This window comes from Streptomyces sp. NPDC018610, from assembly GCF_044391765.1.
Taxonomy (GTDB): domain Bacteria; phylum Actinomycetota; class Actinomycetes; order Streptomycetales; family Streptomycetaceae; genus Streptomyces.
In genome coordinates this window covers 349,174-376,101 of the sequence record NZ_JBISAL010000005.1, presented here as the reverse complement: position 1 = coordinate 376,101, position 26,928 = coordinate 349,174, and the positions used below count along the sequence as shown (strand labels likewise).

General features: G+C 73.5%; 23 protein-coding genes and 2 pseudogenes. 9 read left to right on the top strand and 16 right to left on the bottom strand.

What is annotated here, in order from left to right:
* Nucleotides 1-1,731 (top strand): cation acetate symporter, encoded by a 1,731-nt coding sequence (locus ACH5A8_RS15830; protein ID WP_399002162.1) that lies wholly within the window; start codon nucleotides 1-3, stop codon nucleotides 1,729-1,731.
* Nucleotides 1,728-2,927, top strand: a complete 1,200-nt coding sequence (locus ACH5A8_RS15825) for a sensor histidine kinase (RefSeq protein ID WP_399002160.1) — start codon at nucleotides 1,728-1,730, stop codon at nucleotides 2,925-2,927. Before ACH5A8_RS15830 ends, ACH5A8_RS15825 begins: the two co-directional genes overlap by 4 nt.
* Before the next feature lie 26 nt (nucleotides 2,928-2,953).
* On the opposite strand, the gene ACH5A8_RS15820 is transcribed toward ACH5A8_RS15825, so the two are convergent.
* The 5 genes from ACH5A8_RS15820 to ACH5A8_RS15800 all read right to left on the bottom strand — a co-directional run bounded on the left by ACH5A8_RS15820 (nucleotide 2,954) and on the right by ACH5A8_RS15800 (nucleotide 7,603).
* Nucleotides 2,954-3,124: a hypothetical protein gene (locus ACH5A8_RS15820; RefSeq protein ID WP_399002158.1), complete on the bottom strand. Its 171-nt coding sequence runs from the start codon at nucleotides 3,122-3,124 to the stop codon at nucleotides 2,954-2,956.
* A gap of 94 nt (nucleotides 3,125-3,218) precedes the next feature.
* Nucleotides 3,219-4,169: a cytochrome c oxidase assembly protein gene (locus tag ACH5A8_RS15815; RefSeq protein ID WP_399002156.1), complete on the bottom strand. Its 951-nt coding sequence runs from the start codon at nucleotides 4,167-4,169 to the stop codon at nucleotides 3,219-3,221.
* Nucleotides 4,170-4,319: 150 nt separating this feature from the next.
* Nucleotides 4,320-5,345 carry a 6-phosphofructokinase gene (locus ACH5A8_RS15810; protein WP_399002154.1) on the bottom strand — a complete coding sequence of 342 codons (1,026 nt, stop codon included), beginning with the start codon at nucleotides 5,343-5,345 and terminating at the stop codon, nucleotides 4,320-4,322.
* A 270-nt stretch (nucleotides 5,346-5,615) separates the two neighbouring features.
* Nucleotides 5,616-6,344 (bottom strand): type 1 glutamine amidotransferase, encoded by a 729-nt coding sequence (locus ACH5A8_RS15805; RefSeq protein WP_399002152.1) that lies wholly within the window; start codon nucleotides 6,342-6,344, stop codon nucleotides 5,616-5,618.
* Between the two features lie 20 nt (nucleotides 6,345-6,364).
* Nucleotides 6,365-7,603 carry a MurT ligase domain-containing protein gene (locus ACH5A8_RS15800; RefSeq protein WP_399002150.1) on the bottom strand — a complete coding sequence of 413 codons (1,239 nt, stop codon included), beginning with the start codon at nucleotides 7,601-7,603 and terminating at the stop codon, nucleotides 6,365-6,367.
* Between the two features lie 158 nt (nucleotides 7,604-7,761).
* Between ACH5A8_RS15800 and def the strand changes: the two genes are divergently transcribed.
* The gene (def, locus tag ACH5A8_RS15795; protein ID WP_399002148.1) at nucleotides 7,762-8,313 is read left to right on the top strand and encodes a peptide deformylase; all 552 of its coding nucleotides are present in this window, start codon (nucleotides 7,762-7,764) and stop codon (nucleotides 8,311-8,313) included.
* Nucleotides 8,314-8,440: 127 nt separating this feature from the next.
* Here def and ACH5A8_RS15790 read toward each other — a convergent pair whose 3' ends face one another.
* Nucleotides 8,441-9,085, bottom strand: coding sequence for a TetR family transcriptional regulator (locus tag ACH5A8_RS15790; RefSeq protein ID WP_399002146.1), 645 nt, complete (start codon nucleotides 9,083-9,085; stop codon nucleotides 8,441-8,443).
* A 169-nt stretch (nucleotides 9,086-9,254) separates the two neighbouring features.
* Here ACH5A8_RS15790 and ACH5A8_RS15785 point away from each other — a divergent pair, with 169 nt between their 5' ends.
* Nucleotides 9,255-10,481 (top strand): acyl-CoA dehydrogenase family protein, encoded by a 1,227-nt coding sequence (locus tag ACH5A8_RS15785; RefSeq protein ID WP_399002144.1) that lies wholly within the window; start codon nucleotides 9,255-9,257, stop codon nucleotides 10,479-10,481.
* Between the two features lie 103 nt (nucleotides 10,482-10,584).
* Here the strand turns inward: ACH5A8_RS15785 and ACH5A8_RS15780 are convergent, their stop codons facing one another.
* From ACH5A8_RS15780 to ACH5A8_RS15745, 8 genes and pseudogenes are all read right to left on the bottom strand, one after another.
* Nucleotides 10,585-11,151, bottom strand: a complete 567-nt coding sequence (locus tag ACH5A8_RS15780; RefSeq protein WP_399002142.1) for a cupin domain-containing protein — start codon at nucleotides 11,149-11,151, stop codon at nucleotides 10,585-10,587.
* Between the two features lie 7 nt (nucleotides 11,152-11,158).
* Nucleotides 11,159-12,373 carry a cytochrome P450 gene (locus ACH5A8_RS15775; protein ID WP_399002140.1) on the bottom strand — a complete coding sequence of 405 codons (1,215 nt, stop codon included), beginning with the start codon at nucleotides 12,371-12,373 and terminating at the stop codon, nucleotides 11,159-11,161.
* Nucleotides 12,370-13,437 (bottom strand): annotated as a pseudogene (locus tag ACH5A8_RS15770) (type III polyketide synthase); the annotation flags it as partial. The pseudogene ACH5A8_RS15770 and the gene ACH5A8_RS15775, both read right to left, overlap by 4 nt.
* Nucleotides 13,438-14,227: 790 nt before the next feature.
* On the bottom strand, nucleotides 14,228-14,464 hold the full coding sequence (locus tag ACH5A8_RS15765; protein ID WP_399002138.1) for a DUF6213 family protein: 237 nt from the start codon (nucleotides 14,462-14,464) through the stop codon (nucleotides 14,228-14,230).
* Nucleotides 14,465-14,489: 25 nt separating this feature from the next.
* Nucleotides 14,490-15,875 carry an NADP-dependent succinic semialdehyde dehydrogenase gene (locus ACH5A8_RS15760; RefSeq protein WP_399002136.1) on the bottom strand — a complete coding sequence of 462 codons (1,386 nt, stop codon included), beginning with the start codon at nucleotides 15,873-15,875 and terminating at the stop codon, nucleotides 14,490-14,492.
* 75 nt (nucleotides 15,876-15,950) lie between these two features.
* A pseudogene (locus tag ACH5A8_RS15755) lies at nucleotides 15,951-16,406 on the bottom strand (NUDIX domain-containing protein); the annotation flags it as partial.
* A gap of 239 nt (nucleotides 16,407-16,645) precedes the next feature.
* Nucleotides 16,646-18,184 carry an ATP-dependent DNA ligase gene (locus tag ACH5A8_RS15750; RefSeq protein WP_399002134.1) on the bottom strand — a complete coding sequence of 513 codons (1,539 nt, stop codon included), beginning with the start codon at nucleotides 18,182-18,184 and terminating at the stop codon, nucleotides 16,646-16,648.
* 317 nt (nucleotides 18,185-18,501) lie between these two features.
* Entirely contained in the window at nucleotides 18,502-19,524 is a 1,023-nt protein-coding gene (locus ACH5A8_RS15745) for an NAD(P)/FAD-dependent oxidoreductase (RefSeq protein WP_399002132.1), read from the bottom strand.
* A gap of 78 nt (nucleotides 19,525-19,602) precedes the next feature.
* On the opposite strand from ACH5A8_RS15745, the gene ACH5A8_RS15740 reads away from it, so the two are divergent.
* From ACH5A8_RS15740 to ACH5A8_RS15720, 5 genes are all read left to right on the top strand, one after another.
* Nucleotides 19,603-20,190, top strand: a complete 588-nt coding sequence (locus ACH5A8_RS15740; RefSeq protein WP_399002130.1) for a helix-turn-helix domain-containing protein — start codon at nucleotides 19,603-19,605, stop codon at nucleotides 20,188-20,190.
* A gap of 242 nt (nucleotides 20,191-20,432) precedes the next feature.
* Nucleotides 20,433-21,410: an NADPH:quinone oxidoreductase family protein gene (locus ACH5A8_RS15735; protein ID WP_399002128.1), complete on the top strand. Its 978-nt coding sequence runs from the start codon at nucleotides 20,433-20,435 to the stop codon at nucleotides 21,408-21,410.
* On the top strand, nucleotides 21,407-22,600 hold the full coding sequence (locus ACH5A8_RS15730) for an acyl-CoA dehydrogenase family protein (protein ID WP_399002126.1): 1,194 nt from the start codon (nucleotides 21,407-21,409) through the stop codon (nucleotides 22,598-22,600). Before ACH5A8_RS15735 ends, ACH5A8_RS15730 begins: the two co-directional genes overlap by 4 nt.
* The gene (locus tag ACH5A8_RS15725; protein WP_399002124.1) at nucleotides 22,597-23,670 is read left to right on the top strand and encodes an acyl-CoA dehydrogenase family protein; all 1,074 of its coding nucleotides are present in this window, start codon (nucleotides 22,597-22,599) and stop codon (nucleotides 23,668-23,670) included. The genes ACH5A8_RS15730 and ACH5A8_RS15725 overlap by 4 nt, the downstream gene beginning before the upstream one ends.
* A 177-nt stretch (nucleotides 23,671-23,847) precedes the next feature.
* Nucleotides 23,848-24,042: a hypothetical protein gene (locus ACH5A8_RS15720; RefSeq protein WP_399002122.1), complete on the top strand. Its 195-nt coding sequence runs from the start codon at nucleotides 23,848-23,850 to the stop codon at nucleotides 24,040-24,042.
* Between the two features lie 31 nt (nucleotides 24,043-24,073).
* Here the strand turns inward: ACH5A8_RS15720 and ACH5A8_RS15715 are convergent, their stop codons facing one another.
* The gene (locus tag ACH5A8_RS15715) at nucleotides 24,074-24,421 is read right to left on the bottom strand and encodes a VOC family protein (RefSeq protein WP_399002120.1); all 348 of its coding nucleotides are present in this window, start codon (nucleotides 24,419-24,421) and stop codon (nucleotides 24,074-24,076) included.
* Nucleotides 24,422-24,586: 165 nt separating this feature from the next.
* Complete coding sequence (locus ACH5A8_RS15710) at nucleotides 24,587-26,671, bottom strand: SpoIIE family protein phosphatase (protein ID WP_399002118.1); 2,085 nt, start codon at nucleotides 26,669-26,671, stop codon at nucleotides 24,587-24,589.
* Nucleotides 26,672-26,928 lie beyond the last annotated feature (257 nt).

The window sequence follows — 26,928 nt, the reverse complement described above, 5'->3', positions numbered from 1 at the left end:
GTGAACTCCGCCTACACCGTCCCCGCCGTCGTCCTCGTCGTCGCCGCCACCGTCCTCGTCGGCGCCTTCGGACTGCGCGTATCCCGCACCACCTCCGACTTCTACGTCGCCTCCCGCACCGTCGGCCCGCGCCTGAACGCCGCCGCCATCAGCGGCGAGTACCTCTCCGCCGCCTCCTTCCTCGGCATCGCCGGCCTGGTCCTCGTCCAGGGCCCCGACATGCTCTGGTACCCGGTCGGCTACACGGCCGGCTACCTCGTCCTGCTGCTGTTCGTCGCCGCCCCGCTGCGCCGCTCCGGCGCCTACACCCTGCCCGACTTCGCCGAGGCCCGGCTCGCCTCCCAGGGCGTACGCCGGCTCGCGGGCGCCTTCGTCGTCGGCGTCGGCTGGCTCTACCTGCTGCCCCAGCTCCAGGGCGCGGGACTGACCCTGGCCGTGCTCACCGGGGCGCCCGACGCGCTCGGCGGGATCGTCGTCGCCGTCGTCGTGGTCGCCACGGTCGCCGCCGGCGGCATGCGCAGCATCACCTTCGTCCAGGCCTTCCAGTACTGGCTGAAACTGACCGCCCTGCTGGTTCCCGCGCTCTTCCTGGTCCTCGCCTGGCAGGGCGACGGTTCGCCCCGCCACGCCTTCGCCGAACCGGCCGCCTTCCGCGAGCAGCGCACCGTCCGCGTCGACGCCACCCTCGACCTGCGCCTGGAGCGCCCGCTCACCGTCACCGTCCACGGCACCGTCGACGGCCGCGCCCAGGACGGCCGGCCGGTCACCCTGCCCGCCGGCCCCCACCACGTCGAACGCGGCACCCGCCTGACCTTCGCCGCCGGAACGGCCCTGCCCGAGGCCGACCGGGGCAGCACCGGCGGCATGTCCGCCTCCCTCGCCTCCGGCCGCGAGGAACGGCCCCTGTACGCCACCTACGGCCTCATCCTCGCCACCTTCCTGGGCACCATGGGCCTGCCGCACGTCGTCGTCCGCTTCTACACCAGCCCGCACGGCGTCGCCGCCCGCCGCGCCACCGTCGCCGTCCTCGGCCTGCTCGGCGCCTTCTACCTGCTGCCACCCCTCTACGGCGCCCTCGGCCGCCTCTACGCCCCCGAACTGACCCTCACCGGCAACGCCGACGCCGCCGTCCTGCTGCTGCCCGACCGTATGATCGGCGGCCTCGGCGGCGACCTGCTGGGCGCGCTGGTGGCCGGCGGCGCCTTCGCCGCGTTCCTGTCCACCGCCTCCGGCCTCACGATGGCGGTGGCCGGGGTGCTCACCCAGGACGTGCTGCCCTCACGCGGCGTGCTGCCCGCGCGCGGCGTGAGGCACTTCAGGCTCGGCACGGTGCTCGCCATGGCCGTGCCGCTGGCCGCCGGCGTCCTGGTCGGCTCGCTGCCGGTCGCCGACGCCGTCGGACTCGCCTTCGCCGTGTCCGCCTCCTCCTTCTGCCCGCTGCTCGTCCTCGGCATCTGGTGGCGGCGGCTCACCCCGCCCGGCGCCGCCGCCGGGATGCTCACGGGCGGCGGCGCCGCGCTCGTCGCCGTCGCCGCGACCATGGCCGGCCTCGCCCGGAGCGGCCCGCTGCACGCGCTGCTCGCCTGGCCCGCCCTGTGGTCGGTGCCGCTCGGCTTCCTCACCATGGTGCTGGTGTCCCTCGCCACACCCGGCAGGGTCCCCGCGTCGACGGCGGCCGTGCTCGCCCGCTTCCACCTGCCCGAGCAACTGCGGGCGGAGGCGAAGGCGTGAGCGGATTCCTCGCCGGACTGTGCGTGGCCGTCCTGCCGCTGCTGGCCGCCGGGTTCTGGCTCGGCCGGCGCACCGCCCGCCCGCCCGGCCTCGGCGGCCTCGGCACCCCCGTCGAGCACGCCACCTTCCGGACCCTGCACACCGCGTCCCACGCCGCGCCGCCGCTGCGCGCCGGACTGACCGAGGAGACCGCGCGCAGGGCCGCCCGACGGCTGCGCCCGCTGCTCGGCACCGACGCCCTGTGCCTCACCGACGGCCGGCGGGTCCTGGCCTGGGACGGCGTGGGCGGCCATCACCGTGAGGAGATCATGGAGCGCCTCGCCGGCCCCCTGGACACCGGCCGCGGCGAGGCCTTCCGGATCGGCTGCGAGAGCCCCGGCTGCCCGGTGCGCTGGGCCGTCGTCGCACCGCTCACCGTCGACGACCGCGTGCACGGCGCCCTCGTCGCCTGCGCCCCGGGCGAGTCCGCCGTCCTGGTCCGCGCCGCCGCCGAGGTCGCCCGCTTCGTCTCCGTCCAGCTGGAGCTGGCCGACCTCGACCGCTCCCGCACCCGGCTGATCGAGGCCGAGATCAAGGCGCTGCGCGCCCAGATCTCCCCGCACTTCGTCTTCAACTCGCTCGCGGTGATCGCCTCGTTCGTGCGCACCGACCCCGAGCGCGCCCGCGAGCTGCTGCTGGAGTTCGCCGACTTCACCCGCTACTCGTTCCGTCGGCACGGGGACTTCACCACACTCGCCGACGAGCTCCACGCCGTCGAGCACTACCTCTCGCTGGTGCGGGCCCGCTTCGGCGACCGCCTCGCCGTGACCCTGCAGATCGCCCCCGAGGTCCTTCCGGTCGCCCTGCCCTTCCTGTGTCTGCAACCGCTCGTGGAGAACGCCGTCAAGCACGGCCTGGAGGGCAAGAAGGACGCCTGTCGCATCCGCATCACCGCACAGGACGCGGGCGCCGAGGCGCTGGTGGTCATCGAGGACGACGGCGCCGGCATGGACCCGGGACTGCTGCGCCGCATCCTGGCGGGCGAGGACAGCCCCTCGGGCGGCATCGGGCTGTCCAACGTCGACGACCGCCTCCGCCAGGTGTACGGCGACGACCACGGCCTGGTCCTGGAGACCGCGCCGGGCGCCGGGATGAAGATCACCGTCCGGCTGCCCAAGTACCGGCCCGGCGTGCACTCCTCGGGCCGCCTCGGCTGAGGCGGCTCACCGGCAGCTGAGCCGCCTCAGGGGCGCTGGGTGACCACCAGCCCCAGCGTGATCAGCACCAGCACGACCCAGCCGAACCACAGCCACCCGTCGGCGCCCAGCGCCACCGAGTAGGCCGACACCAGCACCAGGGCGCCCACGGTGAGCGCGCCCATCGCTCTGGTGGAACCGTCCGTCGCACCGGGCATCACGACACCCCTCCTCACGTCCGCTTCCCCACCATGGTGCCCCCGTTTCACCTTCCGGGCGCCCGGGATGCGGGAAGCGGAACGTGCGGGCGGGTCAGTTCCCGCGCGCGTTGAGGGAGGCCAGATAGGCGTTGTAGGCCGCCAGCTCCTTGTCGCCGTCGCGGTCCGCGGCCCGGTCCTTGCGCTTGGCCTGCCGCTGCTCGGAGCGGTACCACTGGAACAGCAGCGCCAGCAGCACCAGCACCGAGGGGACCTCGCTGAACGCCCAGGCGATGCCGCCGGCCGCGCTCTGGTCGGACAGGGCGTCGATGCCGAGGGAGGCGGACGGGTTCTCGAAGGTCTTCACCATGGGGGTGGAGCCCATCATCAGCGCGATGCCGAAGAACGCGTGGAACGGCATGCCCGCGAACAGCTCCAGCATCCGCATCAGATAGCCGGGCCGGTGCGGGCCCGGGTCCACGCCCATGATCGGCCAGAAGAACGCCACGCCGACCGCGAGGAAGTGCACCATCATCGCGATGTGCCCCGCCCGCGAGCCCATCAGGAAGTCGAACAGCGGGGTGAAGTAGAGCGCGTACAGGCTCGCGATGAACATCGGGATGGTGAACGCCGGGTGCGTCACGATCCGCATGTAGCGGCTGTGCAGCAGGGCCAGCAGCAGTTCGCGCGGCCCCCTGCGGCCCCGGCCCGCCACCGGCAGCGCGCGCAGCGCCAGCGTGATCGGGGCGCCCAGCAGGATCAGGATCGGCGACAGCATGCTGATGACCATGTGCTGCACCATGTGCACGCTGAACATCACCATGCCGTAGTCGTTCAGCCCGGTGCACATCGTCAGCAGCACGGTCAGCACGCCGATGACGTACGCGACGGTCCGGCCCACCGGCCAGGAGTCGCCGCGCCGCCGCAGCCGCACCACGCCCCATCCGTACAGGCCGAGCCCGAGCAGGCAGGCGACGAGGAAGAACGGGTCCGTGGACCACTCGAGGCCGCGTCCCAGCGTGAACGGCGGCAGATCCATGGTCATGCCGTGCCCGCTGTGATCCATCCGCCGGCTCCTGATTCGTGGGGGTTGTGCGCTGTTGGACCACAGCTGTGCGCATCCGCAGCCGTCTGTCCCCAGCTGTCTGTCCGCACCCAGAGTAGAACCGCCCCCGGCCGCGCTCGCGACCGGGGGCGGATCGGACCCGCACGTGTCCTACAGCACACACTCCGCCTCGGCGTACCGCTCCGCGGGCACCGTCTTGAGGGTCTCCACGGCCTCGGCCAGCGACACCGTCACGATGTCGGTGCCGCGCAGCGCGGTCATCCGGCCGAACTCCCCGCGGTGCACGGCCTCCACGGCGTGCCAGCCGAACCGGGTCGCCAGCACCCGGTCGTACGCCGTCGGGGTGCCGCCGCGCTGGACGTGCCCGAGGATGACCGGCCGGGCCTCCTTGCCCAGGCGCTCCTCCAGTTCGATGGAGAGCTGCCGGGCGATGCCCGCGAACCGCTCGTGGCCGTAGACGTCCTTGCCGCCCTCGTCGAAGTCCATGGTGCCGGGCAGCGGCTTGGCGCCCTCCGCGGCGACGACGATCGCGAACCGCTTGCCGGCCTGGAAGCGCTCGCCGACCTTCTTCGCCAGCTCCTCGATGTCGAAGGGGCGTTCGGGCACGACCACGGCGTGGGCGCCGGCCGCCATGCCGGACTGCAGCGCGATCCAGCCGGTGTGGCGGCCCATGACCTCCACGATCAGCACCCGCTGGTGCGACTCGGCGGTGGTCTTCAGCCGGTCCAGCGCCTCCGTGGCGACGGTCACGGCGGTGTCGAAGCCGAAGGTGACGTCGGTGACGGCGATGTCGTTGTCGATGGTCTTCGGCACGCCCACGATGGGCAGGCCGTTGTCCGACAGCAGCCGGGCCGCCTTCAGCGTGCCCTCGCCGCCGATCGGGATGATCGCGTCGAGCCCGAGCTCGCGCACATGCCCCCTGGCCCGCTCCACGCCGTCGCGCAGGTGCTCGGGACGGACCCGGGAGGAGCCGAGGACGGTGCCGCCGCGGGCGAGGATCCCGCCGACCGCGTCGAGGTCGAGCTTGAGGTAGTCGCACTCCAGGAGGCCCTTCCAGCCGTCCCGGAAGCCGATGACCTCGTCGCCGTGGTCGGCGACCGCACGGTGCACGACGGACCGGATGACGGCGTTCAGGCCGGGGCAGTCGCCGCCGGACGTGAGGACACCAATGCGCATAGCCCGAACAACCTTCTCCACATGGGCACGGGACCGGACCGCGCTGTCCGGCTCGATCCCCGCCACCCTAACGGCACCGGGGGGCAGCGCCGAAGCGTGCGTCCGCCTGCTGGACGGGGCCGCTCACCTGTGCGGAAGGCCCGTCAGACGGGCTGGCTGCCACATGCTGACGGGCCGGTGCGCGCACGGTCGGGACCCCGGGGCGGCGGGGGTGGAGAAGAACCGTTTCCTGCTGCTTCGTTCCGCGCGGACCGCCGCCCCGCCGAGCGCCTAGGCGGGCTGCTGCGCCGCCGCGATGCGCTCGCCGCGCAGCGCCTCGTACCAGTGGTCGTCGATCGGCGGCAGCGCGTTGACGTCCAGCGCCAGCTTCAGCAGCAGGTCCGCGATCTGCGGGTTGCGGGCCAGCACGGGCCCGTGCATGTACGTGCCGAAGACGGTGTCGTTGTACGCGCCCTCGGTGCCGTCGCCCGTGCCGTTGCCCCGGCCGATGCGGACCTGGGCGAGCGGACGGGCGGTGGGGCCGAGGTGGGTGACGCCCTGGTGGTTCTCGAACCCGGTCAGCGGCGGCAGCCCGAGGCGCGGGTCGATGTCGCCCAGCACGTCGCCGACGCACCGCTCGCCCTCGCCGCGCACCGACACCACGTCGAGCAGGCCGAGGCCCGGCTCGCGCTGGCCGAGGTCGTTGACGAACTCGTGACCGAGGATCTGGTAGCCGGCGCAGACCGAGAACACGATCGCGCCGTTCTGCACGGCCTGGTACAGGTGCCCGTCGCGGCGCAGCCGCTCCGCCGCCAGCCGCTGCGGACGGTCCTCGCCGCCGCCGATCAGGTAGATGTCGCCGGACGTCGGGATCGGCTGGTCGCTGCGCACGTCCAGCCGGGCCACGTCCAGACCGCGCTGCCGGGCCCGCCGCTCCACGACGAGCGCGTTGCCCTGGTCGCCGTAGGTGCTGAGCAGGTCCGGGTAGATCCACACCAGCCGCAGTTGGTTGTCGCTCATGAAGTGATCGTCCTTCGGGGTCAGTTGCCGACGCGGCGGCGCAGGTCCTGGAACGCGGTGTAGTTGGCGATGACCTCGATCCGGCCGGGCGGGGCCTGCTGCACCGCCTGGTCGAGGTTCTCGCAGACCTGGAAGTGCTGGTTCGCGACCTCGAGACGCACCGCGAGGTCCAGCTTGCGGTCACCGATCACGAAGAGGGGGTGGCCGGTCAGCCGGGTGTAGTCGACGTCCCACAGCCAGGAGGTGTCGGTGCCGTCCGCGCCGCGCGCGTTGACCGAGAGGATGACCGGGGCCGGCGGCGGGTCGATCAGCGAGAACGTCTCCAGCCAGCCGGCCGGGTTCTTCGCCAGCAGCAGCCTCAGGTCGCGGTTCATGAACTGGACGACGTCGTAGCGGCCGGCGACCGCCTGCACCTGGTACATCCGCTCCAGGGCGACCTGCGGCGGTACCCCGAAGACGGCTGCCACGGCCGCGGACGAGGCGGCGTTGGCCTTGTTGGCGCGGCCCGGCAGCTGGAGGTGGATCGGCCAGGCCGAACCGTGCGGGTCCAGCACGTGGTCGCCGGAGAGCGCCCAGGTGGGCGTGGGCCGGCGGAAGCCGCACTCGTTGCAGTACCAGTCGTCGCCCGGGCGCTGCATCACACCGCCGCACGACGGGCACGACCAGGCGTCGTCCTTCCACATCTGCCCGGCGGCCACCCACATCACGTTGGGGGAGGACGACGCGGCCCACACGACCAGCGGGTCGTCGCAGTTGGCGACCACCACGGCCTTGGACCCGGCGAGCCCCTCGCGCCAGTTCTCCGCGAGCATCCGGGTCTCGGCGGCCCGGTCCAGCTGGTCGCGGGAGAGGTTGAGCAGCGCGATGCACTTGGGGTCGGTGTCGCGGGCCACGCCCGCGAGATACTTCTCGTCGACCTCTATCACCGCGAACTTCGCGTCCGAGCCGCCCGCCAGCGCCGAGGTGATGCCCGCCGGCATGTTCGCCCCGAGCGCGTTGGAGACCACCGGGCCGGCCGCCCGCAGCGCCTCCGCGATGAGCCGGGTCGTGGTCGTCTTGCCGTTGGTCGCCGAGACCAGGACGACGTCCAGGTGCTGCGCGAGCCGGGCCAGCAGGTCGGGATCGAGCTTGAGCGCCACCCGGCCCCCGATCACCGAACCGCTGCCGCGCCCCGCGGCGCGCGATGCCGCCGCGACCGCCTTGCCCGCGGTCACGGCCAGCTTGGCCCGCGGCGTGAGCGGGTCCGAGTTGCCTGCCATCAGTTCTCGATCCTCCTTGCGTACGCGCCGCGCCTGAGCCATCCGGCAACGTGGTGTGGACCTCAGCCTATCGAGATCCGATCGCGCTCCCGAATCCCGGCACGGTCACGGCGCCCGCGCGCCCTTCGCGCGTTCACCAGGACCGTACCCTTGCCGCCATGCGAAACGGCTCGATCCCCGGCGTCCGCGGGCGCGTGCGGCCCCTCACCCTGCTCGGCGGCGCGGCCCTGCACGCACCCTGCCGCGAGGTCACCGGCTTCGGTCCGGAACTGGCCGGGCTCGTGGAGGACTTGTTCGCGACGATGTACGCCGCCCGGGGCGTCGGGCTGGCCGCCAACCAGGTGGGCGTGGACCTCAGGGTGTTCGTCTACGACTGCCCGGACGACGAGGACGTGCGCCACCTGGGGCACCTGGTGAACCCGCGGCTGGTGGTGGCCGACGGCCTGCTCCTGCGCGGCCCGGAGGGCTGTCTGTCACTGCCGGGCCTGGAGGCGGGTGTCGAACGCCACGACCGCGCGGTCGTCGAGGGGTTCACCGTCACCGGGGAGCCGGTCACGGTGGAGGGAACCGGGTTCTTCGCCCGGTGCCTGCAGCACGAGTGCGACCATCTGGACGGCCGCCTGTACGCGGACTGCCTGACGGGATGGCGCCGGCGCAGGGTGCTCCGGCAGGCGGCGAAGGCGCCCTGGGGCCGCCGGACCGGAGGGTGAGGGCGGTCGGGCCCTGCTGAGGACGGTCGGGTCCTGAGGACGGTCGGGTCCTGAGGACGGTCGGGTCCTGAGGACGGTACCCGGCGGACACGCCCGGGGCCTGTCCGGCCGATCCGCCGGACCTGCCCTAGAACCCGGGGCCGCCGACCTTGTCCCCGGCCGCCGCGAGGCGCCCCCACAGGAGGTCGGCGAGGCCGCGGACCAGTTCCGCGCGCGAGCAGGGGCGCTCGCCCAGCCACCAGTCCCCGGCCGCGTGCATCATGCCGACGATGCCGTGGCCCCAGACCCGGGCCAGTTGCTGGCTGCCCGGGCCGAGGTCGAGACGCTCCTCGATGACCTGGGCCAGTTCCTCGCCCATGCGCCGCAGCAGCGGCGCGGAGTGTTTGCCGACGTCGAAGCCCTGGTCGCCGCCCTGGCCGCCCTCCGCGGGGTGCATCAGGAACCGGTACACCTGGGGCCGGGCCTCTATGGCGGCGAGATAGGTGTCCAGCGTGGACTCGACCCGCTCGCGCCGCTCGGCGGGCGCGTCCAGCGCGGTCCGCAGAGAGTCGAGCAGGGCGTCGGTGTGCCGCTGGGCGAGGGCCGCGTACAGGCCGCCCTTGTCGCCGAAGTGGCGGTAGAGGATCGGCTTGGTGATCCCGGCCTCGGCGGCGATGGCGTTCATCGAGGCCTGTGGCCCGTCGCGCAGCACCACCCGGTCGGCGGCCTCCAGCAGCTCGCGCCGTCGGCGGTCGGCGGACCGCTGCTGATCGGTCCGCTGCGTGGTGTCCATGAGCTCTCCCCACCCGTGCTGATTCGGTGACGCCTGCGCAAACTAACACTGACCGGGCCCCGGACCTCGAACGGGCTACCGAGGGGACCAGGCGACTTGACTTTTCCTACTGGTCGGTAACACAGTACGGTTACCGCAAGTAACAAGCCTGTGCGCCGCTGGAGGGGACATGGCCGAGTTCACCATGGAGCTCAACGACGAACAGAAGGAGGTCCGGGACTGGCTGCACGGCTTCGCCGCCGACGTCATCCGGCCCGCGGCCGCCGAATGGGACGAGCGTGAGGAGACTCCCTGGCCGGTCATCCAGGAGGCCGCCAAGGTCGGCATCTACTCCCTGGACTTCTACGCCCAGCAGTACTTCGACCCCACCGGTCTCGGCATCCCCATGGCCATGGAGGAGCTGTTCTGGGGTGACGCCGGCATCGCCCTGTCGATCGTCGGCACCGGCCTGGCCGCCGTCGGCGTCCTCGCCAACGGCACCGAGGAGCAGATCGGCACCTGGATCCCGCAGATGTACGGCGACGCCACCGACGTCAAGGTCGCCGCCTTCTGCTCCTCCGAGCCCGACGCCGGCTCCGACGTGGCCTCCATGCGTACCCGCGCGGTCTACGACGAGGCCAAGGACGAGTGGGTGATCAACGGCACCAAGACCTGGGCGACCAACGGCGGCATCGCCAACGTCCACGTCGTCGTCGCCTCCGTCGACCCGGAGCTGGGCTCCAAGGGCCACGCCTCCTTCATCGTCCCGCCGAACACCCCGGGCTGTTCCCAGGGCCAGAAGTTCAAGAAGCACGGCATCCGCGCCTCGCACACCGCCGAGGTGATCCTCGACAACGTGCGCGTCCCCGGCTCCTGCCTGCTCGGCGGCAAGGCGAAGCTGGACGAGCGCCTCGCCCGTGCCCGGGAGAAGGCCAGGAAGGGCGGCGAGCGCGTCAAGAACGCGGCTATGGCCACCTTCGAGGCGTCCCGCCCCGCGGTCGGCGCCATGGCCGTGGGCACCGCCCGCGCCGCCTACGAGGTCGCCCTCGACTACGCGAAGACCCGCGAGCAGTTCGGCCGCCCGATCATCGACAACCAGGGCGTCGCCTTCCAGCTCGCCGACATGGCCACGTCCGTCGACGCGGCGCGCCTGATGGTGTGGCGGGCCTCCTGGATGGCCATCAACGGCAAGCCGTTCACCGCCGCCGAGGGTTCCATGTCCAAGCTGTTCGCCAGCGAGACCGCGAAGAAGGTCACCGGGCAGGCGATCCAGATCCTGGGCGGCAACGGCTACACCCGCGAGTACCCGGTGGAGCGGATGCACCGGGATGCAGCGATTTACACCATTTTCGAGGGCACGAGCGAGATCCAGCGGCTGGTGATCGCCCGCACCATCTCGGGCCTGCCGATCCGCTAGCGGAGTGCGGGACCGCCGGCTGTCCGGGCACGGGCTCGGCACAGGTGCGCGCCCCGCCCGTCGTGAGACGGGCGGGGCGCTCGGTCGTACCGCCGGCCGGGCGTCAGCGGTGCCTGAGCGGCGTCAGCTGCTCGATGTCGTACCGCTTGCGCAGCGCCTCGATCGCCTCCAGGTCCGGCGGGCCGCCGCTGCCGAGGATCTCCAGCAGCTCGTCGAAGTACCGCTCGTGGTCCGGGGGCGGGGAGGCCTGGAAGAACATCTTCGCCGGCGCCTCCGTCGGATTGGCGAACGCGTGCGGGCAGCCCGGGGGCACGACGATGACCGTGCCCGGAGTGGCCCGCACCACGCGCCGGCCGGAGCTGGACTCCCACTTCTGCCAGTTGTCCGGGGTCCGGATCCGGGGCTCGAAGGCGAGCACGTCCAGTTCGCCCTCGAGCACGTAGAACAACTCCTCGCTGCGCGTGTGCACATGGGCGCCGACGTCGAACCCCGGCGGGACCTCCACCTCGAAGGTGGAGGCGCTGCGCGAGTGCGAGCCGGTCACCTTGTACGTCACGCGCTGTGCGGCCGTCTCGACGACCCGGCCGTGCCCCGGTGGCACGAGCAGCCCGTCGGCGGCGGTGGCCGGGGGTACCTCGATCGCGGTGATCGGTGGCTCGATGGTCGTCATGGGCACCTCACCAGGTCACGGGCAGGGCCTCGGGCCCTCGGATCAACGCGCCCTTCCTGAACGGCACCTGACCCGGCGGCACCGAGAGCCGCAGCCCCGGCAGCCGGTCGAGGAGCACGTCGACCAGCAGCTCCGACTCCATCCGGGCCAGCTGGCCGCCCGGACAGTAGTGCGGGCCGAAGCCGAAGGCCACGTGCGGGTTCGGGCTGCGCGTGACGTCGATCTCCTCCGGGGCCGCGAAGACCTCGGGGTCGCGGTTGGCGGCCAGATACGACACGTAGACCGCGTCGCCCGCCCGGATCCGCACCCCCTTGATGTCCACGTCCTCCAGCGCGATCCGGGACAGCCCGACCGCGTTGCGGTGCGGGATGTAGCGCAGCAGCTCGTCGATCGCCTGCGGGCGGATCGCCGGGTCCGAGCGCAGCCGGTCGGCCAGCTCGGGGCGGGTCAGCAGGATGTAGAACATCTGCCCGCTGTTGTTGGTGACCGCCTCGCCGCCGATCTGGAGCAGCACCGCGAGACCCACGGCCTCCTCCAGGGTGATCTCCCGGCGCCCGACGGCGGCGCCGAGCAGCGAGGCGACGTCCTCCCCGGAGCTGTCCGCCCGCGCGTCGATGAGCTCCGTGAAGTACGCGCCCATCTCCTCCTTGGCCTGCTCGCTGACGTCGGCGCCGTGCGCGGAGGACAGGATCAGCTGCGTCCAGGTGTGCATGCCGTGCCGGTCGGCGGCGGGCACGCCCATCAGCTCGCAGATCACCGCGATCGGGAACGGGCTGAGCACCGCGCTGGTGAGATCGGCGGGCGGCCCGGCCGCGACGAGTTCGGCGACCATCTCCTCCAGCATCCGCCGGGAGCTCTCCCGCACCCGCTCGACCCCCCGCGCCGTGAAGGCGGGGGCGACCGAGCGGCGCAGCCGGGTGTGGTCGGGCGGGTCCAGGAAGCCGACCGCGCCCCGGCTCGGGATGAAGTGCGGAGCCAGCCGGGTGACCTGCTGGTCCATGACCGCCTCGCGGCCGAACCGGGGGTCGTTGGTGACCAGCCGCACGTCGTCCATGCGGGTCACCAACCACGCCCAGCCCTCGCCGTTGGGCAGCTCGATGCGGGTGACCGGGCCCTCCTCCATCAGCTCGGCCAGCACCGGGTCGAAGTCGACGCCGGTCAGGTCGCGCGCGGGCCAGTGCCGCACCGGGGGCATGGTCGCGGTGAGCGTCCTCTCGCTCATGCCGGGCCCCCGTTCTGCCAGCTGCCCAGGGACATCTCCGCGGTGATGCCGGGCCCGAACCCGGCGAGCAGCCCGCGCGCCCCGTCCTCGGGGGCGCCCTCGTCGAAGAGCCGGCGCAGCGCGTCCAGGACGACGGCGCTGGCGATGTTGCCGTACTCGGTGAGCGTGGACCGGCTGAACCGGAACGCGTGCGGCTCGACCTTCAGGAACTTGCTGAGGTCGTCCAGGATGCGCGGGCCGCCCGCGTGGATGACGTAGAAGTCCAGGTCGGACGCGTCCCACTCGTGCATCCCGGCGAGGTCCTGCAGGGCCGGGGCGAGCGGCTCCATGGTGGTGGGCACCCGCTTGTCCAGCAGGAAGTGGAAGCCCGTCTCGCGGACGTCGTACGCGATCCAGTCCTCGGTCTTGGGGATCAGGTAGGAGCCGTTGCGCTCCAGCCGGACGCCGGTGCCGCCGGTGCCGCGCACCACGGCGGCGGCGATGCCGTCGCCGAACAGGCCGTTGGACAGGAGCGAGCCGACGCCGAGGTCGGTGGGCTGGTAGCACAGCGAGCAGAACTCGCAGGCCACGATGAGCGCGTTGGCGTCCGGGTAGGCCGTGCAGAAGTCGTGGGCCCGGTTGATCGCCGCTCCGCCGGCCGCGCAGCCCAGCTGGGCTATGGGTATCTGACGGGTGGTGGAGTCGAACGCCATCTCGTTGATCAGCCACGCCGTGAGCGAGGGCATCATGAAGCCCGTGCACGAGACGTAGATGATGACGTCGATGTCGGTGGTGAGGAGCTCGGCGTCGTCGAGCGCCCGCTGGATGACCGCGGGGACGCGGGCCTTCGCCTCCTGCTCGTAGAGCTTGTTGCGGGCCTCGAAGCCCGGGTGCTTCAGGGTCTCTTCGATGGGCTGCACGATGTGCCGGGTACGCACACCGGTGTTCTCGATCAGCCGGAGGGCCAGCGGGAGTTGCGGGTGGTCCGCGTGGTGGGAACGCGCGAGGTCGAGCGTTTCCTCCATCGTGATGACGTGCTCTGGAACGGACACCGAAGGTCTGCACAAAGTCGCCATGAGCCGTGCCTGCTTTCGCCTTCCGGAAGGCCGGTAGCCCCCCGGTCAGAGGGTTGTGCACCCACAAGGGTGGTCCACCCACGATCGCCCGGGAGAGCGACGATCTCTCGCCGGACTACTCCAATCCGGGGACGGCGACTGGGGCGCGAAGGGGCCCGGCGACGCCGCGCGAGCGGACGGCGCCAGGCTTCCAAGGGCAGGAGAACCGCTGGTCACAGGCGTTGTCCGGGTCGCTCCGCGCGCGTCGGCCGATCGGCCCGACCGGCCGGGGGCCGATGCACGGCGAGCCGGGCCCCGCTCGCCGCGCCGGCCCGGGCGCGCGGCCGAACGGCCGCCGTCGGCTCCGCGCGCCGGGGGCCGGCCGGAGAACGACGGGTTCTTCGGCCGGCCGTCGAGGGCGGCAGGGGACGAGGGAGCGGCGTCCCGCGGTCGCCGCAGCGCGAGGGCGGCAGGGCCGGGGGCGTCGTACCGGCCGTCCGCCGGACTTGGACCGGGCGGATCCGGTCCGGGACGCGGGGGATCGGCGCCGAACGGTTCGCGGTACGAGCCGGGCCCGGGGCGGAGCGCCCGGCCCCGCGGTCCGGGGCGGCCGCCGCGCGGCGGCGGACCGGTACGGCGGATCACGCGGCGCGGGCGGCGGGCCCCGGCCGGCCGAGCGCCGCGCACACCCGCGGGGGGCGGGCGCCGGACAGCGGCGAGGCGGGCGCGCGCAGGACGGAGGCGGGCGCGGGACAGAGGCGGGCGGGACAGCGGCGAGGCGATGGGCCCGCGCTCGTCGGGACCGCCGGCGCCGCGGGTGTCAGGGCGTCGTGCCGCTGCTGTGCGCGATGCAGGCCACGTCGATCCGGTCGGCCAGCTTGGCCAGTTCGATGGTGAGGGCGGCCACCGTGTCCTCGTCGAGGCCCTCCTGCCCGGTCTCCACCAGGCGCAGCCACCGGCCGCCCACCGTCCGCAGCAGCTTGCTCACATCGGCCGCGGCCACCTGCAGGGTACCGCGGTCGTCGACGATCAGAGGGAGAGTCACTTCGCGGTTCACAAAGGCGATCGTAGCCGCGGAAGCCTCACGCTCCGTGCCATACCGTGGTGATGTTGCAGAACTCGCGGATTCCGTGCCCGGACAGCTCACGCCCGTACCCCGAGCGCTTCACCCCGCCGAACGGCAGCGCCGGGTGCGAGGCGGTCATTCCGTTGACGTAGACGCCGCCCGCCTCCAGATCGCGCACGAACCGGTCGACCTCGTTCTCGTCGCGTGTCCACACATTCGAACTCAGCCCGAAGAGCGAGTCGTTGGCGATCAGGATCGCCTCGTCCAGATCGGCGGCGCGGTAGAGCGTGGCGACCGGGCCGAAGGCCTCCTCGCGGTGGATGCGCATCTCCCGGGTGATGCCGGCCAGCACGGTCGGCGGGTAGTACCAGCCGGGCCCGTCGGGCCGTTCGCCACCGCACAGCACGTCGGCCCCGCCCCGCCGGGCGTCGTCGACCAGTTCCTCCAGGTCCGCCCGGCCCCGCTCGCTGGAGAGCGGACCGACCTCGGTCTCCTCCCGCATCGGATCACCCACCTTCAGCGCCCTCATGCCGGCCACGAAGCGCTCGGCGAAGGCGTCATAGACGTCCGTGTGCACGATGAACCGCTTGGCCGCGATGCACGACTGCCCGTTGTTCTGCACCCGCGCCGTCACCGCGACGTCGGCGGCCCGCTCCACGTCGGCCGACGGCATCACGACGAAGGGGTCGCTGCCGCCCAGCTCCAGCACCGTCTTCTTGATCATCTCGCCGGCGGTGGAGGCCACCGCCCGCCCGGCCGGCTCGCTGCCGGTCAGCGTGGCCGCCTTGACCCGCTCGTCGCGCAGGATGTCGTCGACCGCTCCGGAGCCGATCAGCAGGGTCTGGAAGCAGCCCTCGGTGAAGCCCGCCCGGTGGAAGAGGTCCTCCAGGTACAGGGCGGTCTGCGGCACGTTGGAGGCGTGCTTGAGGAGGCCGACGTTGCCCGCCATCAGCGCGGGCGCGGCGAAGCGGACCACCTGCCACAGCGGGAAGTTCCACGGCATCACCGCGAGCACCGGGCCGAGCGGCCGGTACCGCACGAGGGCCCGGGAGGCGCCGGAGTCCTTCACGTCGGACTCGGCGGGCTCCTCGTCGGCGAGGAGCCCCTCGGCGTGCTCGGCGTACCAGCGCATCGCCTTGGCGCACTTGGCGGCCTCGGCGCGGGCCTGCTTGACCGGCTTGCCCATCTCCGTGGTCATGACCCGGCCGATCTCCTCCTGCTCCTCGTCCAGCAGGTCGGCGGCCCGGGTCAGCATGCGGGCCCGCTCGGCGAAGGTGGTCGTGCGGTACGTGCGGAAGGTGGCCTCGGCGAGCTGGAGCCGGCGCTCGATCTCCTCCTCGTCCATGGCCTCGTACGTCTTGAGCGTCTCGCCGCTGGCCGGGTTCACCGTGGCGATGGACATGACTGACCTCCCTGGGAGCGGGCTGTGTCTCGACCTTCGCGCGCCGCGGTGCCGGCCGCAACGCGTGGGCCCTCCTCAGCGCGAGTGCTCAGCCAGTCGGTCCAGAAACGCGGCCTGTGCCGTGACGATCACCTCGCGCGCCCGGTCGAGGCCGAGCCACTGGACACGGTCCAGCTCCGGGAACTCGGCCGTCCGTCCGGACCGCGGCGGCCACTGCATCCGGAACGTGCCCGGAGTCACCGCCGCCGGGTCGAGGTCGCCCTCCACCGCCCAGGCGATCACGACCTTGCCGTTGGCCTGCCGGACCTCGCCGAGCGGCACCGCCTCCCCGTCGGGCGGCGGCAGCCCCAGCTCCTCCTGGAACTCGCGCCGGGCGGCCTCCCAGGCGGGCTCCTCGGGCGTGTACTCGCCCTTGGGCACGGTCCAGGCGCCCGCGTCACGCCGGGCCCACAGCGGGCCGCCCATGTGCCCGAGCAGGACCTCGAGGCCGTCGCCGGTGCGCCGGAACAACAGCAGTCCGGCACTGCGCCGGCCCCGCTGGTCCCGCCGGTCACGCCGGCCCGTCCCGGCCCCCTCGCCGTCCCGTTCCTCCGGGACCCTCCGGCCCGGCCGGCTCGCCGGGGCCCGCTCGGTCTCCCGGTCCCGTCCGCCCTTCTGATCCTGCTCGCCCCCTTGGTCCTGCTCGGGCCCCTGGTCTCGCTGACCCCTCTGGTCCTGCCGGCGTCTCTGGTCTCGCTGACCCCTGTGGTCCCGGTCGTCCCGCCGGTCCGTCACGGCCGTACCTCCGGGTGTGCCGCGAGCAGCGTCTCCACGGTGTCCGCCTCCTCGGGGCGCTTGTCCTCCCGGTAGCGCACGACCCGGGCGAAACGGAGGGTGACGCCCGCGGGGTAGCGCGTGGAGCGCTGCAGGCCGTCGTAGGCGATCTCGACGACCAGCTCCGGGCGCACGGTCACACCCCAGGTCCGCTCCTCGACGGCCAGCTCCCGCAGCCGCTCGGTCTGCCAGGCCAGCAGGGCGTCGGTCATGCCCTTGAAGGTCTTGCCGAGCATCGCGAAGCCGCCGTCGACGGTGCGGGCCCCCAGGTGCAGGTTGGACAGCCTGCCGGTGCGGCGGCCGTGGCCCCACTCGGCGGCCAGGACCACCAGGTCGAGGGTGTGCACGGGCTTGACCTTCAGCCAGGACGCGCCGCGCCGACCCGCGCTGTATGGGGCGTCGAGGGCCTTGACGACCACGCCCTCGTGGCCGCGCCCCAGGGTCTCGGTGAGGAAGTCCTCGGCCCGCCGGACGTCCTGCGGCCCGGCGACCAGGGTCCGCCTGACCCGCATGGGCTCCGGGACCAGCCGGGCCAGTTCGGCGTGCCGCTCGGTGAACGGCAGGTCCAGCAGGTCGCGGTCGCCGACCGACAGCGCGTCGAAGAAGACCGGGGAGACGGGGACCGCCGCGGCCGCCGTCGCCACGTCCAGCCGGGAGCCGACGCGCCCGGCGGTCTCCTGGAAGGAGCGCGGCCGGCCGTCCTCGCCGAAGGAGATCACCTCGCCGTCCAGGACGAACCGCTCGCCGGGCAGCCCCAGGGCCGCCGCGGTCACCTCGGGCAGGCGGTCGGTGATGTCGTCCAGGGTGCGGGTGTGGATCCGGACGCTGTCCCCGTCGCGGTGCACCTGGACGCGGATGCCGTCGAGCTTCTCCTCCACGGCGCACCCGCCCAGCTTCTCCACCGCCTCGGCGACGGACGAGGCGCTGTGCGCGAGCATCGGCAGCACCGGGCGGCCCACGGTGAGCCGGAACCCTTCCAGGGCTCCCGGACCGTCCGCGAGCAGGGCCCGCGCCACCGGCTGCAGTGACCCGGCCAGCATCACCGCCCGGCGCACGTCCGCCGGCGGCGCGCCCGTCGCCGCGGCCAGCCCCTCCACGGCGACGGCGTCCAGCGCGCCCTGCCGGACCTCGCCGGTGAGCAGCCCCAGCAGGAACCGCTGCTCGTCCTCGGTGGCCGCGCCCATCAACTCGCCCACGATGCGGGAGCGTTCGCCCTGGGATCCGGGCCCTGAAACCTCGCCCAGCTCGCTGAGCCGGGCGTCCACCTCGGCCACCGTGAGGGACGGCCCGGCGGCCGGTGCGACCCGGTTCCCGAGCACCTTCCAGCCGACGCCGAGCCGCCCCTGCGGGAGCCGCCCCGCCAGATACGGGATGACGATCGGCACGTCGTCCGCCTCCGCCTCCCGGAACAACTCCGCGAGCAGGGCGGTCTTCCGGGACCGCGCCGAGGTGGCCGCGACCTCCCGTGACACCTGGGCCAGCCGGGCAAGCAGCATGCAGTCATGGTGCACCGGAGCCCGGCGCTCCACACCCGGGCGCCGGCGACGCGTCCGCCCGCGCGGCCCGTCCGGCGGTGGAGCGCGCCCGGCGGGTCCGGCACGCGGCCCCTGCACGGCCTCCGGCTTGTGCACGGCCCCGGCACCCGGCCGTGCACGGTCCGGCGCCACGGCGGTGCGCGTCCGGCGTGCGCGGCCCGCACGTGGCCCTTGCACGGGCCACGTGCGGGCCCGTGCAAGGGCGGGAACGCGGCCGGTGCACCGCGGTCCGGCGTACTCGCATCGTGGCTGCTCGAAGGCGCGCCCGGCGCGGGCGGCTACGCTCCGCCGGTTCCGCTTCCCGCCGCCACCGCCGCTCCGCCGGTTCCGCTTCCCGCCGCCACCGCCGCTCCGCCGGTTCCGCTTCCCGCCGCCACCGCCGCGTCGAGGTCGGCGAACAGCAGTTCCCCGTTGATCGCCGCGCCGGCCCGATATCCCCGGCTCGCCGCGTTGATCACCTGCTCGGCGAAGCCGCTCGCGTTGCCGGCCGCCCACAGCCCGGGGACGCTGGTCAGACCGCGCTCGTCGATCACGGGATACGCGCCGAACGGCGTCTCGCGCAGCTCCGCGCCCAGCCGCCGCAGGAGGTCGTTGCGGGGCGCCGCGCGCGGGGCGACGAACAGCGCCTGGCGGGCATGGGCGCTCCCGTCCGCGAGCCGGACGCCGGTCAGCCGGTCGGCCTCGACCGTCACCTCCGCCACCCTCCCCGGCACCACGGCGACGCCCGCCGCGGCCAGCCTGCGCAGGTCGTCGTCGGACAGGTCCGCCTCGGCGACCTCGTGCAGGAACAGGGTCACGTCCTTGGACCACTGGGTCACCATCAGCGCCTGGTGCACGCTCAGCGCTGTCGTGGCGAGCACGCCGAAGGCCTGGTCGCGCACCTCCCAGCCGTGGCAGTACGGGCAGTGCAGCACGTCCCGGCCGAACCGTCCGGCGAGCCCCGCGACCTCCGGGAGCTCGTCCTTCAGCCCGGTCGCGACGACCAGGTGCCGGGCGTGCACCGTGCGCCCGCCCGCCAGGGTCACGTCGAACTCCCCGCCGGCGTCCCGGACGGCGTCCACCGCCCGGTCCGGGACCAGCTCGACCCCGTACCGCGCGATCTCCTCGCGGCCGACGGCCAGCAGCTCGGCCGGCGGCATGCCGTCCCGGGACAGGAATCCCTGCAGATGTGCCGCGGGGGCGTTGCGCGGCTCGCCCGCGTCGACGACCAGGGTGCGGCGCCGGGCCCGGCCGAGGACCAGCGCGGCGGACAGACCGGCCGCGCCGCCTCCGACGACGACCACTTCGTAGCGTTCGGTCATGGTGACCACCTCCGGGCCCGAAGGTCGCCCACCACCTGCCGGATTGACAAACTCCTTTGCCGAATCTGCAATGGCGGTATGACCACCGACGATGTACTGGCGGGTGTGGGGCCGAGGCTGCGGCGGATCCGCAAGGAGCGCGAGGTGACCCTGGCCGCCCTGTCCGAGACGACCGGCATCTCCGTCTCCACCCTCTCGCGGCTGGAGTCGGGCCTGCGCAAGCCCAGCCTCGAACTGCTGCTGCCGATCGCTCAGGCCCATCAGGTCCCGCTCGACGAACTGGTCGGCGCGCCGCCGGTCGGCGACCCCCGGGTGCGGGCCAGGAAGCCGATCGTGCGCGGCGGGCGCACCCACTGGCCGCTCACCCGCCAGCCGGGCGGGCTGCAGGCGTACAAGGTCCTCGAACCGCGGCGCAGGCTCGACCCGGACCCGCGGACCCACGAGGGCTACGAGTGGCTGTACGTCCTGTCCGGCAAGCTGCGGCTGGTGCTGGGCGAGCACGACGTGCTGCTCACGGCGGGCGAGGCGGCGGAGTTCGACACGCGCGTGCCGCACTGGTTCGGGTCGACGGGGGAGGGGCCGGTGGAGTTCCTGAGCCTGTTCGGGCCGCAGGGTGAGCGGATGCACGTGAAGGCGCGGCCCACGCGACGCGACGAGGGCGACTGAGCGCGGGGCGGCCGCCACCGCCGACCGGCCGCCCCCGGTCCGGGCCGGCGGCCATGGGTTCGCGCCGACGCCCACGGCCGCGGTTCGCGCCGACGCCCACCGCCGCGGTTCGACGGCCGTGATCGGGCAGGGCGAGGGCCGACTCGCCGGCTCGACCGGATCGCGGGTTCCCCGATCGGCAAGCGACCGCTTAGTATGCGATCGACCCGGTCCGACGAAGCAGTCACCCGTGGAGGCGGCGCATGCAGGCATGGCGAGTGCACGAGAACGGCGAGCCGAGCGAGGTGATGCGGCTGGAGGAGACCGAGCGACCCGCGCCCGGCGACGGCCAGGTCCTGCTGAAGGTGCGTGCCGCCAACATCAACTTCCCGGACGCCCTGCTGTGCCGGGGGCAGTACCAGGTCCGGCCGCCGCTGCCCTTCACCCCGGGCGTGGAGATCTGCGGCGAGACCGAGGACGGGCGCCGGGTGATCGCCAACCCGGCGCTGCCCCACGGCGGTCTCGCCGAGTACGCCGTCGCCGACGCCGCGGCCCTGCTGCCCGCGCCCGAGGCCCTGGACGACGCCGAGGCGGCGGCCCTGCACATCGGCTACCAGACGGGCTGGTTCGGCCTGCACCGCAGGGCGCGCCTGGAGGCGGGCGAGACGCTGCTGGTCCACGCCGCCGCGGGCGGCGTCGGCAGCGCGGCCGTCCAGCTGGGCAAGGCGGCCGGGGCCACCGTCATCGGCGTCGCCGGCGGTCCGGACAAGGTCGCCGTGGCCCGGGAACTCGGCTGCGACGTGGTGATCGACCGGCGGAGCGAGGACGTCGTCGCCGCCGTCAAGGAGGCCACCGGCGGACGGGGCGCCGACGTGATCTACGACCCGGTCGGCGGCCCTGCCTACGCCCAGTCCGCCAAGACCGTCGCCTTCGAGGGCCGGATCGTGGTCGTGGGCTTCGCCAGCGGCACCATCCCGAGCCCGGCGCTGAACCACGCGCTGGTGAAGAACTACGCGATCCTCGGCCTGCACTGGGGCCTGTACAACACCAAGAACCCCGAGCTGGTCCAGCACTGCCACGAACAGCTCACCGAGCTGGCCGCCCGGGGCGCGATCAAGCCGCTGGTGAGCGAGCGGGTGCCGCTGGACGGCGCCGCGAGCGCCGTGCAGCGGGTCGCCGACGGTGTCACCACCGGCCGCGTCGCCGTGCTGCCCACGTCGGAGAACGGAGCCGCCGCATGACCGACAGCCACCTCGACGCGGCCGAACTGCGTCGCCGTACCCGCGAGTTGCTCGCCGCCCACCCGCCCGGGAGCACCGACCGCCTCGACTTCCTCACCGCCCGTTTCGACGCCGGACTCGCCTGGGTGCACTACCCCGAGGGCCTCGGCGGCCTCGGCGTCCCGCGCTCGCTGCAGGCCGTCGTGGACGCCGAACTGGAGGCGGCGGGCGCCCCCGACAACGACCCGCGCCGCATCGGCATCGGCCTGGGCATGGCCGCCCCGACCATCCTGCGCTACGGCACCGACGAACAGAAGCGGCGCTTCCTGCGGCCCCTGTGGACCGGTCAGGAGGTGTGGTGCCAGCTGTTCAGCGAGCCCGGCGCCGGGTCCGACCTGGCCGCCCTCGGCACCCGCGCCGTCCGCGACGGCGACGACTGGGTCGTCGACGGGCAGAAGGTGTGGACCTCCAGCGCGCATCTCGCCCGCTGGGCCATCCTCATCGCGCGCACCGACCCCGACCTGCCCAAGCACCAGGGCATCACCTACTTCCTGTGCGACATGACCGACCCCGGCGTCGAGGTCCGGCCGCTGCGCCAGATCACCGGCGAGGCCGAGTTCAACGAGGTCTTCCTGACCGGCGTCCGCATCCCCGACTCCCGCCGCCTGGGCGGGATCGGAGAGGGCTGGCGGGTCGCCCAGACCACGCTGATGAACGAGCGGGTCTCCATCGGCGGCATGCGGCTGCCCCGGGAGGGCGGCATGATCGGCCCGGTGGCGAAGACCTGGCGCGAACGCCCGGAGCTGCGCACCCACGATCTGCACCAGCGACTGCTGAAGCTATGGGTCGAGGCCGAGGTCTCCCGCCTGACCGCCGAGCGCCTGCGCCAGCAGCTCGTCGCCGGCCAGCCCGGTTACGAGGGCTCCGGCATGAAACTCGCCTTCGCCCGCCTCAACCAGGAGATCAGTGGCCTGGAGGTCGAACTGCGCGGCGAGGAGGGCCTGTTGTACGACGACTGGACCATGCGCCGCCCCGAACTGGTCGACTTCACCGGCCGCGACGCCGGTTACCGCTACCTGCGTTCCAAGGGCAACAGCATCGAGGGCGGGACCAGCGAGGTCCTGCTGAACATCGTCGCCGAGCGCGTCCTGGGCCTGCCCGCCGAGCCGCGCACCGACAAGGACGTCGCCTGGAAGGACCTCGCCCGATGACCGATCTTCTCTACTCCGAGGAGGAAGAGGCGCTGCGCGCCGCCGTCCGGGACCTGCTCACCGACCACTGTCCCGCGGCGGAGGTGATCGCGCGGGCGGAGACGGACGCCCCGCACGACGTGCCGCTGTGGAAGACGCTCGCCGGCGGCATGGGCCTGGCCGGTCTGCTGGTGCCCGAGGAACTGGGCGGCCAGGGGGCCACACACCGTGAGGCCGCGGTCGTCCTGGAGGAACTGGGCCGCGCGGTCGCGCCCGTGCCCTACCTCACGAGCGCCGTCGTGGCCACCGAGGCCCTGCTGGAGTGCGGCGCCGAAGACCTGCTCGCCGAGCTGGCGGCGGCCACCTCGATCGGGGCGCTCGCCGTCGGTCTGCACACCGCGCCGGGCGCGCCCTTCCCGGCCGCCCGAGTGGTGGACGGCGCGCTGCACGGGGAACTGCCCGCCGTCGCCGACGCGGTGGTCGCTGACGTGCTGCTCGTACCGGCCGACGACGGCGGTCTGTACGCCGTCGCCGCCTCCGACGCGACCGTCGTCGCGCAGGTGTCGCTGGACCTGACGCGCCCGGTGGGGCGCGTGGTCCTCGACGGCGCTCCGGGCCGCCGCCTCGGCGATGCCGCCCCCGCCGTGCGCCGGGCACTGCGCGCCGGGGCCGCCCTGCTCGCCTCCGAACAACTCGGGCTCGCCGACTGGGCGTTGACGGAGACCGTGCGCTACCTGAAAGAGCGCAAGCAGTTCAACCGGCCCGTCGGCGGCTTCCAGGCCCTCAAGCACCGGCTCGCCCAGCTGTGGCTGGAGGTCGTCAACCTCCGTGCCGCCGCCCGCAACGCGGCGGACGCGCTCGCGCGCGACGAGGACGCCGACGTGGCCGGCGCGGTGGCGCAGGCCTACGCGGCCCCGGTCGCCGTCCACGCCGCCGAGGAGGCGCTGCAGCTGCACGGCGGCATCGGCATGACCTGGGAACACCCGGTCCATCTCTGCCTGAAGCGGGCCAAGGCCGACTCCATCGCCTACGGCACGGCGGGCGCCCACCGCGAGGCGCTGGCCGGCCTCGTCGACCTTCAGGCCCCCTGACGCACCGGCCCCGGCGCGCCCGGCCCACCCGGGGCGGGCACACCGGGGCCGGGGGAGCCGGACCGCCGAGCACAGAACCACACGTTCGGCGGACACGTCAGCCGCCCGGACGAACCCTCCGCTACGCCACACTTGCCGCCGAAAGCCGCGAAGTGGGCGTGGCGGAGGAGGTTGACGATGGCCATTTCCATCTCTGTGGTGCTGCTGCTCTCGATCCTGGCGATCATCTTCGTGCGCAACTGCGCGCTGAAGTTCTCTCACGCCCTGGTCTGCGGCATGCTCGGGTTCTTCCTGGCCAACTCCAGCATGGCGCCCACCATTCACGAGGGCCTCATGGCCACCGCGCAGATCGTCGGCAGTCTGCGGCCCTGACCCTCGTCGGTCGGGGTGCCCCTCCCCGGCGTCAGCGGTGGCCGAGGACGTTGACCACCCGGCCGTTGGGGTCCCGCACGAAGAAGCGGCGCACGCCCCACTCCTCGTCGGTGAGCGGATGAACGATCTCCGCGCCGCGTTCCCGCAGCGCCGCGTAGGCGGCGTCCACGTCGTCGACCTCGATGCTCATGTCCGGCGCGACGGGGGCCGTCCGGTCCTCGCCCATGAAGCTGATCTGCGCGGCGGGGTTCGAGGCCGGGGCGAGCGTCATGATCCAGCCGTGGTTCATGACCTCCTCGAAGCCCAGCAGACCATAGAAGCGCGCGCTCTCCTCGAACGCCTGCGAGGAGACGTTGGGTACGACACGGCGGACGTGCATCGGGCTGCTCCGGTGGTCGATCGGGTCTGGCACGAGCGACGGGCCCGGTCAGCGTAGCGAAGAGACCCGTAGCGAAGAGACCCGGCGGAGGGCGGGCCGGAGAGGACGGAGCCGGCCGGACAGGGGGCGTGGCACACCGTCCCGGCGGGCCGGGCGTCGGCGGTCTCAGCGGCCGTCCGGGAGCGACTGCTCGGTCCAGACGGTCTTGCCCGTGGTCCCGTACCGCACGCCCCACGTCCGGGCCAACTGGGCGGTGAGGAACAGACCGCGGCCGCCCTCGTCGGCGACGTGCGCGTGGCGCAGATGCGGCGCGGCCGGACCGGCGTCGTGGACCTCGCAGGTCAGGGTGCGGTCATGGATCAGCCGGACCGTGATCGGCGGGGTCCCGTACCGGATGGCGTTGGTGACCAGCTCGCTGACGATGAGCTGGGCGTTGAAGGACGTCTCGTCGTCCACGCCCCAGGCGTCGAGCTGCCCGCGGGTGCGGTGACGCGCGGTGGCCACCGAGGCCGGGTCGGAGCCGAGGTGCCAGGTGGTGAAGGCGGACCCCGGGAAGGCACGGGTGCGCGCGATGATCACCGCGGCGTCGCCCGCGCCCAGTCCCTCAGGGAGCGAGTAGACCACGCTGTCGCACAGGTCCCGCAACGGCCGTTCCGCGTAGTCCGCCGCCGCCCGCAACTGCGGTGAGGACTCGGCCAGGTAGTCGGTGACCAGCGGATCACTGGTGAACACCAGCACACTGCCGGCCGGTACCTCGAACTCGGCCGTCGCGAACGGCGCGTCCTCCGTCGCGCCCAGGCACGGACCGGCCGGGGTGTCGGGAACGGTGATCGTACGGTCGGGACGGACCACGACCGGGGCCAGCCGGCCGGCCGCCGCCATGAGGCAGGTGCCGGCCAGCGGGTCGTGCACGGCGTACACGCAGTTCGCGGTGAGTGCCTCCCGGCGCAGCGGGTCGCCCAACGGCAGGTTCGCCCGCTCGAAGGCCAGCTCGATCGCCGTGTCGTGCAGCCGCGCCAGCAACTCGTCCGGCGCGAGGTCGAACGCCGCCAGGGACCGTACGACGGTACGCAGCTGGCCCATGGTGGCCGCCGCGTGCAGGCCCCGCCCGGAGACGTTCCCGACCACGAGCGCCGTGCGCGCCCCGGACAGGGCGATGGAGTCGTACCAGGCGCCCGGATCGGCGCCGGTGACCGACAGGTAGGAGGTCTCCAGCCATGCGTGCGTCTCGGGCCTGCGGGGCAGCAGCTGACGCTGGACCGTGGCGGCGACGGTGTGCTCGCGGATGAACCGGCGGGCGTTGTCGATGCCCAGGGCCGTGTGGGCGGCCAGCTCGACCGCGAGCTGCCGGTCGCCCGCGTCGAACGGCGGCGACTGCCCCGCGCGGTACAGACTGACCAGACCCAGCACCGTGTCGCGCAGCGCCAGCGGCACCACCAGCATGGTGTGGGAAGTGGAGGAGTGGATCGCCTCCGTGCGCGCCGGATCCACCGGCATCCATGGTGCGCCCGGCCTCAGCGGGACCACGCGGGGCCGCAGATCGGTCAGGGCCTGCGTGAAGGGCGTGGGCCCCGGCAGCCGGCGCACCTCTCCCACCGGGAGGGCCTGCGGCGGGTGCGCCTGGCCGCTGCGGAAGGCGGTGCGCATCAGCGGCGTCCCCGGCGGCAGCGGCGCCGGCGGCGGCTCGTCGCCCCGGATCACCGAGTCCACCACCTCGACGACGGCGATGTCGGCGAACTCCGGAACCAGCGCGGAGACCAGCTCCTCACCGGTCACCACCGGATCCAGCGTCCGGCCCACCTGCCGCCGCACGGCGTCGAGCACCTTGGCGCGCGAGCGTGCCCGTTCCCTTTCGGTGACGTCTATGACGGTGACCCCCAGACCGAGCACCTTCCCGTCGCGGCCCTCCAGACGCAGTGCGGTGACCTCGAAGTAGCGCTCCTCCGGCGCCTCCTTCCCCTTGATCTGTGCGCGGACGATGTGTTCCCACAGCGGGTCACCGGACTCCAGCACGTCCTTGAGCAGGATCTCCGCCTCGTTGTTCTCGACCATGTGGTAGACGTCGCGGACCGGCCGCCCGATCAGATCGTCCGGGGGCGTCCCCCGCATGGCGGGCGTCGCGGTGTTCAGCCGCACCACCCGCAGGTCCGGATCCAGCAGATGGAGGCCGACGGGAGAGGTGGTGAACAGTGCCTGCAGCATGGCGGCCGATGTCTCGTCCATGGGCCGGCCCGGTTCGCCGTGCGCCACTGGTACCTCCTTCGGGCCGCGAGCAGGTGCGCCCGGTGCGGCTCGCGGCCGGAGGGCGCGATTCCAGCGTCCTCCACCCGCAGGTGCGACGCACGCGCAGCACCGGGCACGCCCGGCCGTCGGCGCGGACGGCCGGACCCGCGTCCGGCCGTCCGGGGCCCCCACTCTCACAGGGCCGTGCGCGGCCCTGCGGAGCACGGGTCCGCCATCGAGCCGTACGGACGCGGAGCCCCGCCGCCTCGGACGGCGGGGGCGTC